The sequence below is a fragment of the Streptomyces sp. NPDC059373 genome, from assembly GCF_042751495.1.
In the GTDB taxonomy this organism is placed as follows: Bacteria; Actinomycetota; Actinomycetes; order Streptomycetales; family Streptomycetaceae; genus Actinacidiphila.
The window spans coordinates 62,215-76,649 of record NZ_JBHYXC010000035.1; the positions used below are offsets into that span (position 1 = coordinate 62,215).

General features: G+C 69.8%; 10 protein-coding genes. 3 read left to right on the forward strand and 7 right to left on the reverse strand.

All coding sequences use genetic code 11. The features are described 5' to 3' along the window. Position 1: 1 nt before the first annotated feature. Complete coding sequence (locus tag ACFXJ5_RS32385) at positions 2-1,480, reverse strand: O-antigen polymerase (protein ID WP_384639042.1); 1,479 nt, start codon at positions 1,478-1,480, stop codon at positions 2-4. Positions 1,481-1,606: 126 nt separating this feature from the next. Between ACFXJ5_RS32385 and ACFXJ5_RS32390 the strand changes: the two genes are divergently transcribed. Beyond that, the gene (locus ACFXJ5_RS32390; RefSeq protein ID WP_384639045.1) at positions 1,607-2,149 is read left to right on the forward strand and encodes a WcaF family extracellular polysaccharide biosynthesis acetyltransferase; all 543 of its coding nucleotides are present in this window, start codon (positions 1,607-1,609) and stop codon (positions 2,147-2,149) included. Beyond that, positions 2,146-3,315, forward strand: coding sequence for a glycosyltransferase (locus ACFXJ5_RS32395; protein ID WP_384639048.1), 1,170 nt, complete (start codon positions 2,146-2,148; stop codon positions 3,313-3,315). Before ACFXJ5_RS32390 ends, ACFXJ5_RS32395 begins: the two co-directional genes overlap by 4 nt. Here the strand turns inward: ACFXJ5_RS32395 and ACFXJ5_RS32400 are convergent. The 6 genes from ACFXJ5_RS32400 to gmd all read right to left on the reverse strand — a co-directional run bounded on the left by ACFXJ5_RS32400 (position 3,257) and on the right by gmd (position 13,287). Next, entirely contained in the window at positions 3,257-4,090 is an 834-nt protein-coding gene (locus ACFXJ5_RS32400) for a glycosyltransferase family 2 protein (protein WP_384639051.1), read from the reverse strand. The genes ACFXJ5_RS32395 and ACFXJ5_RS32400 overlap by 59 nt on opposite strands. Beyond that, a complete protein-coding gene (locus tag ACFXJ5_RS32405) occupies positions 4,087-4,758 on the reverse strand; it encodes a hypothetical protein (protein ID WP_384639054.1) in 672 nt (223 codons plus the stop codon). Before ACFXJ5_RS32405 ends, ACFXJ5_RS32400 begins: the two co-directional genes overlap by 4 nt. Beyond that, entirely contained in the window at positions 4,755-6,974 is a 2,220-nt protein-coding gene (locus ACFXJ5_RS32410; protein ID WP_384639057.1) for a LamG-like jellyroll fold domain-containing protein, read from the reverse strand. Before ACFXJ5_RS32410 ends, ACFXJ5_RS32405 begins: the two co-directional genes overlap by 4 nt. A 14-nt stretch (positions 6,975-6,988) precedes the next feature. Then, positions 6,989-9,721: a LamG-like jellyroll fold domain-containing protein gene (locus tag ACFXJ5_RS32415; protein ID WP_384639060.1), complete on the reverse strand. Its 2,733-nt coding sequence runs from the start codon at positions 9,719-9,721 to the stop codon at positions 6,989-6,991. A gap of 116 nt (positions 9,722-9,837) precedes the next feature. Further along, complete coding sequence (locus ACFXJ5_RS32420) at positions 9,838-12,105, reverse strand: LamG domain-containing protein (RefSeq protein WP_384639063.1); 2,268 nt, start codon at positions 12,103-12,105, stop codon at positions 9,838-9,840. A 168-nt stretch (positions 12,106-12,273) separates the two neighbouring features. Beyond that, the gene (gmd, locus tag ACFXJ5_RS32425) at positions 12,274-13,287 is read right to left on the reverse strand and encodes a GDP-mannose 4,6-dehydratase (protein WP_384639066.1); all 1,014 of its coding nucleotides are present in this window, start codon (positions 13,285-13,287) and stop codon (positions 12,274-12,276) included. A gap of 104 nt (positions 13,288-13,391) precedes the next feature. Between gmd and ACFXJ5_RS32430 the strand changes: the two genes are divergently transcribed. Then, the gene (locus ACFXJ5_RS32430) at positions 13,392-14,333 is read left to right on the forward strand and encodes a GDP-L-fucose synthase family protein (RefSeq protein ID WP_384639069.1); all 942 of its coding nucleotides are present in this window, start codon (positions 13,392-13,394) and stop codon (positions 14,331-14,333) included. The last annotated feature ends 102 nt before the right edge of the window (positions 14,334-14,435 follow it).

Consider the following 14,435-nt stretch of genomic DNA (forward strand, 5'->3'; position numbering starts at 1 on the left):
GTCAGCGCAGATGCTTGCGGGTGTCCGGCCGGAAGGTCGTCACCAGCGCGAAGCAGATCAGCGCTACACCGATCCGGCCGGAGGCCTGGAGCAGCGGCCCGCGCAGCAGGATGAAGGAGTACCCGGCGATCAGCGGGATGACGATCGCCATGACGTTGCCGGATCTGGAGTCGTCCGCCGTACGCAGCGCGTAGATCCGGTCGCCGCGCGCGGCGGCGTAACCCAGCCCCAGGAAGCCGGCGACCACCCCGGGCCAACCGAAGTCGATCCACAGTTCGGCCCACATGGGGGAGGAGAGGTTGACGTTCGTCATGCCCATCCACTGGCCGATCATGACGCCGGTGTCGCGGGGCTTGCCGCTCCAGACGGACCGGGGCACGAAGAAGAAGGTGGAGCCGGCGAGCTGACGGCCGTAGAAGTGGCCGGGACCGGATTCGGAGAAGGTGATGGTGTTGGCGAACATCGCGATCTGGTCGTAGTCCTTGATCGCGAGCGGCTCGAAGACCGAGGTGGCCTGGACGGGCTTGTAGCCGCTGCTGTCGTAACGGAAGCGGTCGGCGTACGGGAAGATCACCAGCGCGCCGAGGACACCGAGGGCCAGCACCGTCCGGTACATAGCCGGGCTCCGGGGGAAGGCGGTGAACAGGAAGGAGAACAGGACCGTCAGGAACCAGTAACGGGGGTTGGAGATCGGGTTGTTGACGACCGCGTTCAGGGCGAGCAGGGCGAACCAGGTGGCGATGACCAGCGGGCGGCGCCGCGCGGTGCGCGAGGTGACCAGCCACCGCGTGAAGATCAGCAGGGCCAGCAGTGCGGGCACCGTACCGAAGCCGCGCAGGAAGGCGGAGCCGACGTTGGACTCCGAGGAGGCGCCGCCGTCGGCCTTGATGGTGTCGGTGATGGCCTGCCGGCTGGTGAAGAAGACCGAGGGGCCGCCGAGCTTCACCACCAGCAGCGCGCTCCCGACGAACGCGATGACCACCAGCAGGAACAGCCGCCGCCGGTGGAAGGTCGCCGACCGGTCCCCGCGGCGGCGGCGGAACACCGCCGCCCCGTTGCGCGCCAGCAGGGAGCCGATGTCGAAGGCCACGCAGCCGAACAGCACCAGGGCGACGGCCGCCAGCAGGTCCGAGCGCGACCCGACGACCGGGGTGGGGGTCTCCTCCAGTACGTCCTGGATGAGCGGGGCCACGCCCATCGCCACGTACACGAAGAGCCAGAACGAGCCCTGGATCAGCTTGCGGCGGGCGGTCAGTGCCATGGCGGCCAGCCGGATCCCGGCATAGCAGGTGAACACGAGCTGCAGCCAGTAGACCTCGTCGTGCAGACCGGGGCCGCTCTGCACGGCCACCACGGCCGGCAGGGCGAGGCCGAGCCCGAGGAACAGCGGCACCGCCAGCGCCCGCGAGAGCACGGCCCGGGGTGAGACCACGGGCATGTCGATATCGGCCGGTTCGGTGACCGGAGTGTGAACTGCCATGGAACCGCCCCCCAATGAATCCCCGCCCGCAGTCTATAGATCCGGGCCCCGCGCGGCCCCTGCCACCGATAATCTGTGCGGATCGTGTAAAGGTACCGGGGGGAATACGGGGTTGGGGGTGCTCACGTGGCACGCGATCTTGCGGCGTTCACACTGACGGGATACGACAAGGGCCGTGGCAAGGCGGTGCAGGCACTGTGGTTCGCGGTCATGAACACGGTGTTCTCCGCCTGGTTCTGCCCGGCGCGGCTGAGGGTGGCGCTCCTGCGGGCCTTCGGCGCGACGATCGGCGACGGGGTGCTGATCCGGCACCGGGTGCGCGTGCTGTGGCCGTGGAAGCTCCATATAGGGGACAACACCTGGATCGGCGAGGGCGCCTGGCTGCTCAACCTCGAACCGCTGCACATCGGTTCCGACGTGTGCGTCTCCCAGGAGGCCATGCTCTGCACCGGCAGCCATGACCACCGCACCACCGACTTCCGCTACCGCAACGCCCCGATCCGCATCGAGGACGGCGCCTGGATAGCGGCCCGCGCGACCGTCCTCGCCGGGGTGACCGTCGGGCGGCACGCGGTCGTCGGCGCGGGCACGGTGCTCGGCCGGGACCTGCCCGAGCTGACCCTGCACGCCGCCGACGGCACTCGTACGCTGAAGGAGCCCACCCCGTGAAGGTGCTGCACGTCGTCACCCTGCACACCCCCACCCATGCCTTCGGCGGCCCCACCCGGGTCGCGCTCAACCTCGCCGGGGGCCTGCGCGGCCGTGGCGTCGACGCCCGGCTCGTCGCCCTGGGTGACGGATTCACCGGCCCGCTGCCCACCGAGGTCGAGGGCGTCCCGGCCCACCTCCACCAGGCCCGGCACGTCCTGCCGCGCTTCGAGGTCAGCGGGATCACCTCACCGGGGCTGCTGGCCGGCGCGCGGCGGCTGGTGCGGTCGGCGGACGTCGTCCACGTCCACCTGATGCGAGACCTGATCACGCTGCCCGTGGCCGTGGCGGCCCTGCAGTGCGGGCGGCCGCTGGTGCTGCAGACCCACGGCATGATCGACCCCAGCGACAAGCCGCTGGCCAAGGTGCTCGACGCGCTGGCCACCAAACGGCTGCTGCGCCGGGCCGACGCCGTCCTGCACCTCACCGAGTGGGAGCGCACCGACCTGGAGGCGGTGGCCGGCGAGGGCCGGCTCGCCCGCCCCGTACGCCTGGTCAACGGCACCGCGCCGCAGGAGCGCCGGCCGACCCGGTCCGACGGGCCGCCGACCGTGCTCTACCTCGCCCGCTTCCAGACCCGCAAGCAGCCCCAGGACTTCGTCAGGGCCGTCCCCGGGATCCTCGAACAGCACCCCGGCGCCCGCTTCGTCCTGGCCGGGCCCGACTCCGGCGAGCTGGCCGGCACTCTGGAGCTGGCCCGTACGCTCGGGGTGGAACAGTCGGTCACCCATGTGGGCGCGCTGGGCCACGACGAGGCGATGGAGGCCTTCCGCGCGGCCGACGTCTATGTGCTGCCGTCGGTGGACGAGCCGTTCGCGATGTCGCTGCTGGAGTCGATGTCGGTGGGCGTGCCCGTGGTCGTACGCGAGTCCAACGGCCTGGCGCCCGACATCGAACGGGCGGGCGCGGGCCGGGTGGTGCACGACCCCACGCACATCGGCAAGGCGGTGCTGGAGCTGCTCGCCCCGGAGGAGAACCGGGCGGCCTCCGATGCCGCCCGGCGGCTCATCCGGGACGAGCTGTCGCTCGACGCGGTCCTGGACACCCTCCAGGGCGTCTACGACGCGGCTATGGCAGCCCGGGGGCCTCGCGGGTCTTCACGCCGATCTGCCAGCGGTAGAAGCTGAGCGCGAGCGCGTAGTCGAAGCCGGCGCGGCCGTCCAGGAAGCCGCGCCGGGCGACATAGGTGTAGCCGAAGAAGAGCAGCGGCTTGAACGGCACCTTCTGGAAGAGCCGCCCCTGCCGGGTCTTCAGGCCGTGCACCTGCTCCTTGGCGCCCGGGTGGTGCTCCAGCCACGCCTCCCAGTCCGAATAGCGGTTGTGCCGGTCGAACCAGGTGCGCACCGGGTCCAGGTCGCGGTGCTCGATCCGGCCCCTGAGCACCGCCACCGGGCCGTCCGCGCGCGGCTGGTAGTGGCCTTCCTGCTCGCCCATGCCCGGCGCGTCGAGGTCGTCGACCTCCGGGTACGACACGCGCGTACGGTCCAGCAGCGACCGCTTGACGACCGTGTAGCCGCGCCGCAGCGGCCGCCCCGCGAACCAGTACAGCAGCGGGATGTCGAAGGCCGCCGCCGACACCTGCTCCGGCCGGGCGAAGACCTCGCGCAGCTCGGCGACCAGCTCCGGGGTCGGCACCTCGTCGCCGTCCAGGAACAGCAGCCACGGGGTGCCGGGGTGGACGTGGTCCAGGCACCACTGCTTCTTCTTGGGGTACTTGCCGTTCCAGGTGTACGGAACGACTTCCGCGCCCAGGGACTCGGCGATCGCGCGGGTGTCGTCCGTACTGTCGGAGTCGACGACCACGACCGCCTCGAAGTGGTCGATGACCGACCCGACGGTCGTGGCGATGTTCTCGGCCTCGTTCTTGGTCGGGATCGCCACCACGATGGGGAGCTTGCTCATGACCCTCCGTTCACGCGTGTCCAGGCGAAGCAGCCGCTGGAGCCGAAGGTCTTGGAACCGGCGGTGACGGTCACCTTGTGCGCGGTGCCGGTCTTGCTCCCCACCGCCCAGTTGCAGTCCTTGGTCGGGGTCAGCGCCCGATAGGTGCCGGGCACGATGACGCTGCCCGCCACGGCCTTCGTACCGACCTTGAACGAGCCGTCGGCGAAGCCGGCCTCAGCCGCCGCCAGGATGGACGCCTGCTGGGGGCACAGGTGGGTGACCGCGCCCTTGGCGCCGGTGATCTGGCCGGTGATGATGGCGCCGATCACCGCGTCGCGGTCGACCTTCGAGACCTCGGCGATGCGGTCGCAGGTCTCCTGGCCGAGCTGGAGGATCGCCGCCGGGTCGGTGCCCTTGGGGACGCGGCCCTTGAGGTAGGCCCGCTGCGTCTTGGTGAAGGTGCCGGTGACCGGGGTGAGCTGGTCGTCCGGGATCTTGGTTCCGGACGGGAGGGTGTCCTTGCCCGGGTCGACGGGCTGGGTCGGCTCCTCGGTGGCCGTCGCGGAGCCGGTCGCCCCGGCGGCGGCCGTCGTGGAGTTGTCGCTGGAGCAGCCGGTGAGCAGCACCGCCGCCGCCGTCATCACGACGGCGGCGGCAGCGCTGACCCGGCGGAGCGGGTAGGTCATCCGGAGGTCCCCAGGGTGTAGTGCTGGGCGATCTGCGACGCGGACAGAACGCTCGGGTAGATCGCGGTCTCGTCGATGGTGCCGGCGAAGTAGTTGCTGGTCGGCTTGCTGGGCCAGCTGGTGAGGTTGTCGCCGCCGATGTGCCAGTAGCCGTAGAACGACTGGCTGTTGGTGATCGCGGCGTTCGTCGCCTTCAGCGATCCGTCGACGTACAGCTTCATGCCGCTGGATCCCTGGGTGGCGACGACGTGGTGCCAGGCGCCGTTGTTGTAGGAGCCGGCGGTGCTGATCGTCACGTGGGTGCCACCGGTGTAGACACCGAAGATCAGCTGGCCGGAGTTGGTCATGTAGACGTTCTTGTCGTTCGCCGCACTGGCCTGCACCTGGCGGTCGCCCATGCCCACGAGCTTGCCACCGCTGGTCGTGGTGGTCTTGAACCAGGTCTCGATGGAGTACTGCGCCGGCTTGCTGCGCTTGGTGTCGCTGTACGTCCACTGAGTGGAGCCGTTGTACGTCACCGCCGTGCTGCCGCTGAGCAGGCCGGCCACACCGCGGGTGGGCCCGCCGACGTGGTCGCCGGGGTCGTTGCTCGGTGAGGTGTCGGCGGCGAAGGTGCCGGCGGTCTCGTTGTAGCGCAGGTACAGGTTGGCGCCGTCGGACAGCACCTGCGTCGGGTACGCGGTCGCGGTGGACGCCGCGGTGACCGTCTGGGTGGTCGACTTGGCACTGGTGTTGGTGCCGTCGCTCGCGGTCACCCGGTAGGTGTACGTCGAGCCCGCGCTGACGTCGGTGTCGGTCCAGGTGAGCTGCGGGCGGACCCACGGCAGCGAGGACGCGGTCGTCGTGTAGACCGGCGTGGTCGCGCCGTTCTTGTACACGCTGTAGGTCAGGCTGCTGTCGTCCGGGTCGAGGCTGGTCTGCCAGCGGACCTTGACCTCACCGGGCTTGATGCTGGACGCGTTGACGTTCGGCACGGCCGGGGTGGTGGTGTCGGCGCCGCTGGAGAAACGGGTCAGGCCCTGCTGCGCGGTGCCGTTGACGGTGGTGAACTCACCGCCCAGCCACAGGTAGTCGGTGCCGCCCACCGAGGACTGGGTCATGACGCGCGGGCCGAGGCCCTCGCCCAGCCCGTCGTTGGTGTCGGGGAACCAGCCCAGCAGCGTCGGGTCGTTGACGCCCTCGGCGAGCAGGTGCTTGCGGGTCTGGTTCGGGTACTCGCCCATGCTGCTGCAGTCGTGCGCGTGCGAGCCGCTGTAGAGCACCGACTTGTAGACCGCCACGGTCTGCGTGGCCCCCAGGCAGGTGTCCCGCCACCGCTGGTTGAAGTCGCTGAGGTTGACCGCGATCCGGCCGTCGAAGACGCCACCGCCGGTGCCCTCGTTGGCGGTGTAGAAGCCGGTCGAGTCGGTGGTGATGTCCTTGACCGCGGAGGTCGCCTCGATGAAGGTCGAGCCGTAGGCCTTGACCACCGCGCCCGTCGTCGCGTCGACCACGGCCAGCGCGTGCGAGCTGGTCCCGTTGACGGTGGTGAAGTCGCCGCCGAGGACGAGGTCCTTGCCGTCGGGGGTCAGCTCGACCGCCCGGCCCGTCTTGTCGCCGGTCGCCGTGAAGGAGGTGAGGGCGCCAGTGGCGGTGGAGACCGCCGCGAACTTCGACCGGCTCACCCCGTTCACGGTGGTGAAGTCGCCGCCCAGGTACACCGTGTCGCTGCTGACCGTGAGCGCCCGGAGAGTGGAGTTCACCGGGACCTTGAAGGTGGACTTCGGCGTGCAGGTGGCGATGTCGATGGCGGCGAAGCTGCTCACCGACACCCCGTTGACAGCGCCGAAGTAGCCGCCCGCGTACAGCGTCTTGTGGTCGGGCGACACGGCCAGCGCCCGTACGGTCGCCGTACCGGAACTGATGGTGAAGGACAGCTGGCAGCTGGTCGGCGCGCCCGTCGCGGCGTTGAAGGCCGCGAAGTTGACCGCCGACTGCTCGCTGGTGCCCGACGCCGCCCCCGAGGGCCGGATGGACGAGAAGGTGCCGCCCGTGAAGACCACGCCGTCCGCCTCGGCCATGGCCCAGACGATTCCGTTGGTCTGCCAGGTCGTCTGGGCCTTGGCGCCCAGGGCGACCGGAGCGGTCATGGCGGTGGCCGACTGGGCGGCCACGATCCCCGTGGCCGCTCCCGCGATGATGGTCAGTGCGGCCGGGATGGCCGCCGATCTGCGCATGTGGTTCCCCATGTTCATGATGCTGATCCGAAGGTGAGCACGAGCTGCGGCTGCTTGGCCGTCGAGGACACCTCGCGCGACCAGAGCCACAGCGAGTCCGTGCCGGTGCTGGTGAGGGCGAGCGCGTACGGGCTGCCCAGCGACCCGGTGAGCTGGGAGATGTCCAGCGGCACCGAGTACGCCGTGGAGATCGTCGTGGCCCCGGTCAGGGTGCCGAGCACCGTCGAGGAGACGGTGGGACGGGTGGTGTAGGTCACGCCCGATTCGGTCCAGCTGCCGGTGACCGGGACGACGGTCTGGGAGTCGGTGGACCCGGCGGTCGGATCGCTGCTCGTCGTGACCTGGAGCACCGCGCTCTTGAGGACCTGGTTCGCCGGCGCGGCCGGCAGCGTGAAGCGCAGGTAGCTCAGATACGCGGAGCTGCCGCGCACCGCCAGCGATCCGGAGGTGCCGTAGTTCGTGGACGGGGCACCGGCGTTGACGTACGCGTCCTCGGTGGGCGCGATGGTCGTGATGGTGTCCGCGACGGCACTGGCCAGGGCGTAGTGGTTGGCGACCTGGGTCGAGGTGAGCGCCGAGGGGTAGACCGCGGTCTCGTCGAGCTGGCCGGCGAAGAAGTTGCTGGACGGCTGGTTCGGCCAGCCGTTGAGGTTGTCGCCGCCGACCCGCCAGTAGCCGGAGTAGCTCTGGTTGACCGTGGTGGAGTTGGAGCCGACCAGCGCACCGTCCACGTACAGCCGCATGCCGGTGCTGCCCTGGGTGCCGACCACGTGGTGCCAGGCGCCGTTGTTGTAGGAGGAGTTGGTGGTGAGGGTCGTGGTCGTGTTGTTGTAGACGCCGAAGGCCAGGCGGCCGTTGTTGGTCATGTAGATGTGCTTGTCGTAGTTGCCGCTCAGCTGCGTCGAGTTGTTGCCGAAGCCGACCAGCTTGCCGCCGCTGGTGGTGGTGGTCTTGAACCAGGTCTCGACGCTGAAGGACGTCGGCTGGCTGTGCAGCGCGTCGCTGTACAGGTACTGGTCGCTGCCGTTCAGGCCGATGGCCGTGCTGATCCCGGTCGTGGCGGCCGGGGTCTGGCGGTACGAGGGGCTGCCCACGTAGTCGCCGCCGTCGTTGGAGGCGGAGGCGTCGAAGGCGAAGCCGCCGCTGGACTCGTCGTAGCGCCAGTAGAGCGAGGCACCGTCGGCGAGCACCGCCGCCGGGTAGGATGGGGCGCTGCTGACGACGGTGGCCGTGGCTGCTGTGGACAGGGCGCTGGTGTTGGTGCCGTCGCCGCCCGTCACGCGGTAGCTGTACGTCGTCCCGGCGGTCAGGCCGGTGTCGGTGAAGCCCAGCTGGGGCCGCACCCAGGGAAGCGAGTTGCCGGTGGTCGTGTAGACCGGCGTGGACGAGCCGTTGCGGTAGACGTTGTACGTCACGCTGCTGTCGTCCAGGTCCAGGCTGGAGCGCCAGCTCACCTTGATCTGGCCCGCCTTGAGGCTGGTCGCGGTCACGGTGGGAACGCTCGGCGCGGTGGTGTCCGGGCCGCTGGAGAAGCGGGTCAGGCTCTGCTGTGCGCTGCCGTTGACGGTGGTGAACTCACCGCCCACCCACAGGTAGTCGGTGCTGCCGGAACTCGCGACGGTCAGGACGCGCGGGCCGATGCCCTCGCCCTGGCCGTCGTTGGTGTCGGGGAACCAGCCCAGCAGGGTCGGGTCGTTGACGCTCTCGGCGAGCAGGTGCTTGCGGGTCTGGTTCGGGTACTCGCCCATGCTGCTGCAGTCGTGGGCGTGCGAGCCGCTGTAGAGCACGGACTGGTAGACGACGACCGACTGCGTCGCGCCGAGGCAGGTGTCCCGCCAGCGCTGGCCGAAGTCGGTGAGGTTGAAGGCGGTGCGGCCGTCGAAGACACCGCCGCCGGTGCCCTCGTTGGCGGTGTAGAGGCCGGTGGCGTCGGCGGTGATGTCCTTGACCACGGAGGTGGCCGGGAAGAAGCCGACCGGATACGCCTTGGTCAGGGCGCCGGTCGTGGCGCTGACGACGGCCAGGGCGTGCGAGTCGCTGCCGCCGATGGTGTTGAAGTCACCGCCGATCATCACACTTGCCCCGTCCGGGGTGACCTGGACGGCCCGCCCGGGGTTGTCGCCCTCCGGGGCCCAGGAGGTGAGCGCGCCGGCCGTGGTGAGCGCGGCGAAGTAGTCCCGGGTCTGGCCGGCCACGGTGGTGAAGTCGCCGCCCATGTAGACGGTGTCGGCGGTGACGTCCAGGGCCCGTACGGTCGCGGAGACGGCCGGGTGGAAGGTGGACACCGGCGTACAGGTCGCGATGTCGATCGCGGCTACGCTGTTGGCGGCGACGCCGTTGACCGCGCTGAAGTAGCCGCCCGCGTACAGCGTCTTGTGGTCGGGTGAGACCGCGAGCGCCCTGACGGTGGCCGTGCTTCCCGCACCGATGGTGAAGGAGAGGCTGCAGCTGGTCGGTGCGCCGGTCGCGGCGTCGAAGGCGGCGAAGTTGACCGCCGACTGTTCATTGCTGCCGGCGGCGGATCCAGCCGGCCGGATGGCGGAGAAGGTGCCGCCCGCGAAGACGACACCTTCCGCCTGGGCCATGGCCCACACGATTCCGTTGGTCTGCCAGGTGGACAGATCGCCCGCCGTTATCGCCACCGGCGGGGTGAGCGCGGTCGCGGCCGGTGCCACGGCCGTGCTCACCCCCGCCAGCGTTCCTGCCGCAAGTATCACGGCAGCCGTCATTGTCCCCACTCTTCGCATGTGCCCCCCAAGGCCGCAATGCTTACAAGTGCTGCTTCAGCCCATGTGTGGAGGGAAGCGTATGGGTTGCGAAGGTATCTGGCGGAACATTTGACGAAATTGTGTTCACAGAATCCTCACCCGGATGTTCCCAGGCTGTAGTGCTGGGCGACCTGGTCGGCGGTCAGGACGGTCGGGTAGACCGCCGTCTCGTCGACGGAACCCGCGAAGAAGGAACTCGTCGGCGCGTCGGGCCAGCGGCTGAGGTCCTCGGACCCGACCCGCCAGTAGCCGGCGTAGCTCTGGTTCGCGGTGGCGGTGCTGTCGGCCGCGACCTGGGCGCCGTCCACGTAGAGCGTCAGGCCGCTGTCGCCCTGGGTGGCGACAACATGGTGCCAGGTCCCGTCGTTGTACGCGGACGGGGTCGTCACGGTGGAGTACGTGGTGCCGCCGGGGCCGCCTCCACCGCTGCCCGCCGCGGTGACGCCGAACTCCAGCCGGCCGTCGTCCGTCATGTAGACGTTGCGGTCGGACTGGCGGCTCCACTGGCCCTGGGCCTTGCCGTAGTTGTTGCCGAAGCCGATGATCCGGCCGCCGGAGGTGCTGGTGCTCTTGAACCAGGTCTCCACGCTGTACGTGCTCGGCGCGGTCCGCAGGCGGTCGCTGTACACGAACTGCGAGGTGCCGTTGAGGGTCAGCGCGGTGCTGCTGCCCGGGACGGCCGCCGGGGTGACGCGGTGGGTGGGGCTGCTGACCTCGTCACCGCCGTCATCGGCCGCCGTCTGGTCGGCGGCGAAGTTCACTCCGGAGTTCTCGTCGTAACGCCAGTACAGCGACGGGCCGTCGGCGACCACCTGCTCGCGGTAGGCGTTCGTACCGGACGCCACCGTCACCGAGCGGGAGGTGGACAGCGCGGTGGTGTTCGTCCCGTCGCTCGCCGTGACCCGGTACGAGTACGTGGAGCCGGTCGTGACCGTCGTGTCGGTGAAGGTGAGCTGGGGGCGCACCCACGGCAGCGAGTCGGCGGTGGTGGTGTAGATCGGGGTGGCCGAGCCGTTGCGGTACACCTTGTACGTCAGCGTGCTGTCGTCGGAGTCCAGGGCGGCCTGCCAGCGGACCTTCGCGACCGCGGGCCCGGGGCTGTCGACAGTCACCACCGGGAGCGACGGGGCGCCGGTGTCCGGGGTGGAGGCGAAGCGGGTCAGCCCCTGCTGCGCGCTGCCGTTGACGGTGGTGAACTCGCCGCCGGCCCACAGGTATTCGGTGCCGCCGACACTGGACAGGGCCAGGTCGCGCGGGCCGATGCTCTCGCCGAGGCCGTCGTTGGTGTCGGGGAACCAGGAGAGCTTCGCCGGGTTGTCGACCGACTCGGCCAGGAAGTGCTTGCGGGTCTGGTTCGGGTACTCACCCATGCTGCTGCAGTCGTGGGCGTGGTTGGCGCTGTACAGGACCGCCTGGTAGATGGCCAGGGCCTGGGTGGCGCCGGAGCAGCTGTCGCGCCAGGTCTGGGTGTAGTCGCTGAGGCTGATCCTGGTCCGGCCGTCGAAGGACGCGCCGCCGAAGCCCTCGCTGGCGGTGTAGATGCTGGTCCCGTCGGTGATGATGTCCTTCACACCGGAGGAGCTGTCGAAGAAGCCCGTCGGATACGCCTCCGTCAGCGATCCCGCCGTGGCGTCGACCACGGCCAGCGCGTGCGAGTCCGCACCGCCGACGGTGGTGAACAGCCCGCCGAGGGCCACATGCGCGCCGTCGGGCAGCACCTTGACCGTACGGCCGCCTCCGCCGTCGGCCGCGGGGTTCCAGGACTGCAGCGTGCCGGCGGTGTTGAAGGCCGCGAAGTACTTACGGCTCTGGCTGGACGCGGTCACGAAGTCGCCGCCGACGTAGACCGTGTCGCTGGTGACGTCGATGGCCTTCACCGTGTTGGAGAAGGTCGGCTTGAAGGTCGCGATCGGGGTGCAGGTCGCTATGTCGATCGCGGCCAGGCTGCTGGACGATACCCCGTTGACGGCGCTGAACCAGCCGCCCGCGTAGAGGGTCTTCTTGTCCGGGGAGACTGCCAGCGCCCGTACGGTCGCGGAGCCCGAGGTGGCGGTGAAGGAGAGGCTGCAGCTGGTCGGCGCCCCGGTCGCGGCGTCGAAGGCGGCGAAGTTGACCGCCGACTGATCGCTGGTGCCCCCGGCGGTGGTGCCCGGCGGCCGGATGGTGGAGAAGGTGCCGCCGGCGAACACCGTGCCGCCCGCCTCGGCCAGTGCCCAGACGATGCCGTTGGTCTGGTACGTCGACAGATTGTCCGCCGTGATCGCCACTGGCGAGGTCAGTGCGGTGGCGGACGGTGTCGCCGCCACCACCAGCGCCCCTGCGGCCAGTGCGCCCGCGGACGCGGTTGCGATGAGTCTTCGCAACGTAGGTGCCCCCCTGCCCTGTTCGGTCTGATGTGACCTGAAGGGTAGGGGGGCACCAGTGGGTCATGTAGAGGTTTTGTGGAAGTTACGTGGATTCGGGGTAAACCTGTGTGATTGCTGTGAATTGTCCCCGTCGAGTGGGGTCCGAGTACGGCGGTCTCGGCGGCCTCAGCGGTCTATCCGTACCGACGCGCCCGCCAACTGGTCCTCGACCAGGCGGATATCGGCGTCGACCATGATCCGCGCCAGTTCCTCGACCCTCACCGACGGCTTCCAGCCCAGCAGTTCCTCCGCCTTGCTGGCGTCGCCGATCAGCGCGTCGACCTCGCTGGGGCGCTCGTACTTGGGGTCGTAGCGGACGTACTCGGCCCAGTCCAGGCCGGCGTGCGCGAAGGCGACCTCCAGGAACTGGCGCACCGTCGCGGCCTCGCCGGTGGCGACCACATAGTCGTCGGGCTGGTCACGCTGGAGCATGCGCCACATGGCCTCGACGTACTCGGGCGCGTAACCCCAGTCGCGTACGGCGTCGAGATTGCCCATGTAGAGCCGGTCCTGCAGGCCCGCCTTGATACGGGCGACGGCGCGGGTCACCTTGCGGGTCACGAAGGTCTCGCCGCGGCGCGGGGACTCGTGGTTGAAGAGGATCCCGTTGACGGCGAACATGCCGTACGCCTCACGGTAGTTGACCGTGGACCAGTAGCCGAAGACCTTGGCGCAGCCGTACGGGCTCCGTGGGTGGAAGGGGGTCTTCTCGTTCTGCGGGGGCGGGGTCGCGCCGAACATCTCCGAGGACGAGGCCTGGTAGATGCGGGTGTTGATGCCGCTGGCGCGGATCGCCTCGAGGAGCCGGACCGTGCTGAGCCCGGTGATGTCACCGGTGTAGAGCGGGGCGTCGAAGGAGACCCGGACATGGGACTGGGCACCCAGGTTGTAGACCTCGTCCGGTTGCAGGTCGTGCAGCATGTTCACCAGGGCGACACCGTCCGACAGATCGGCGTGGTGCAGCACGAAGGAACGATTCGGCTCCTCCGGCCCCTGGTAGATGTGGTCGATCCGCTCGGTGTTGAACGAGGACGACCGCCGGACGATCCCGTGCACGGTGTAGCCCTTGGACAGCAGGAGCTCGGCCAGGTACGACCCGTCCTGGCCCGTGACGCCGGTGATGAGCGCCGTTCTGCTCACGCATTACCCCCTCGGTTCAGGCCCGGAAGGCCTGGGTCAATGACATTCTTTGCGTTTCTACGGAAAAGCCGCAAAACCCGGTCTGTCCTGGCAGAATTCGAGCCATGACAGCCGAGAGCTCCCCGTTGTTGCCGCCGCAGGCGCGCGTCTTCGTCGCCGGCCACCGCGGTCTTGTCGGCTCGGCGGTCGCCCGCCGGCTGACGGCCGACGGCCATGAGGTGATCACCCGTGGCCGTGACGTACTCGACCTGCGCGACGCCGCCGGGACCGAGCGTTTCCTGAAGGACGTCCGCCCCGACGCCGTGGTGCTGGCCGCCGCCAAGGTCGGCGGCATCATGGCCAACAGCACCTATCCGGTGCAGTTCATCGAGGACAACCTGCGGATCCAGCTGAGCGTCATCGCCGGCTCCCACGCCGCCGGCGTCGGCCGCCTGCTCTTCCTGGGGTCCTCCTGCATCTACCCCAAGCTCGCGCCCCAGCCGATCCGCGAGGACGCGTTGCTGACCGGCCCGCTGGAGCCCACCAACGAGCCGTACGCCCTCGCCAAGATCGCCGGCATCGTACAGGTCCAGTCCTACCGCCGCCAGTACGGGGCCTCGTACATCTCCGCGATGCCCACCAACCTCTACGGCCCCGGCGACAACTTCGACCTCGCCACCTCCCATGTGTTGCCGGCACTCATCCGCCGCTTCCACGAGGCCAAACGCGACGGCGCGGGTGAGGTGGTCCTGTGGGGCTCCGGCACCCCGCGCCGTGAGTTCCTCCACGTCGACGACCTCGCCGCCGCCTGCGCGGTGCTGCTCCGTTCCTACGACGGGCCCGAGCCGGTCAACGTCGGCTGCGGCGAGGACCTGACCATCCGCGAACTCGCCGAGACCGTCCGTGAGGTCACCGGCTTCCAGGGCACCATCGGCTGGGACACGACCAAGCCCGACGGCACCCCCCGCAAGCTCCTCGACGTCTCCCGACTCGCCGCGCTGGGCTGGAAGCCGCGGATCGCTCTGCGGGACGGCATCGCGGCGGTGTACGCGGACTGGATCGGCTAGCCGACCGGGTCGGGCGTAGGCCGCCCGCCTGAGGTCCGTGGCCGGGTTGTGGGGGGGCCCGGAGCCACGCCCCGCCCGCGGGGAGAAACCCCCCGGGGAAAC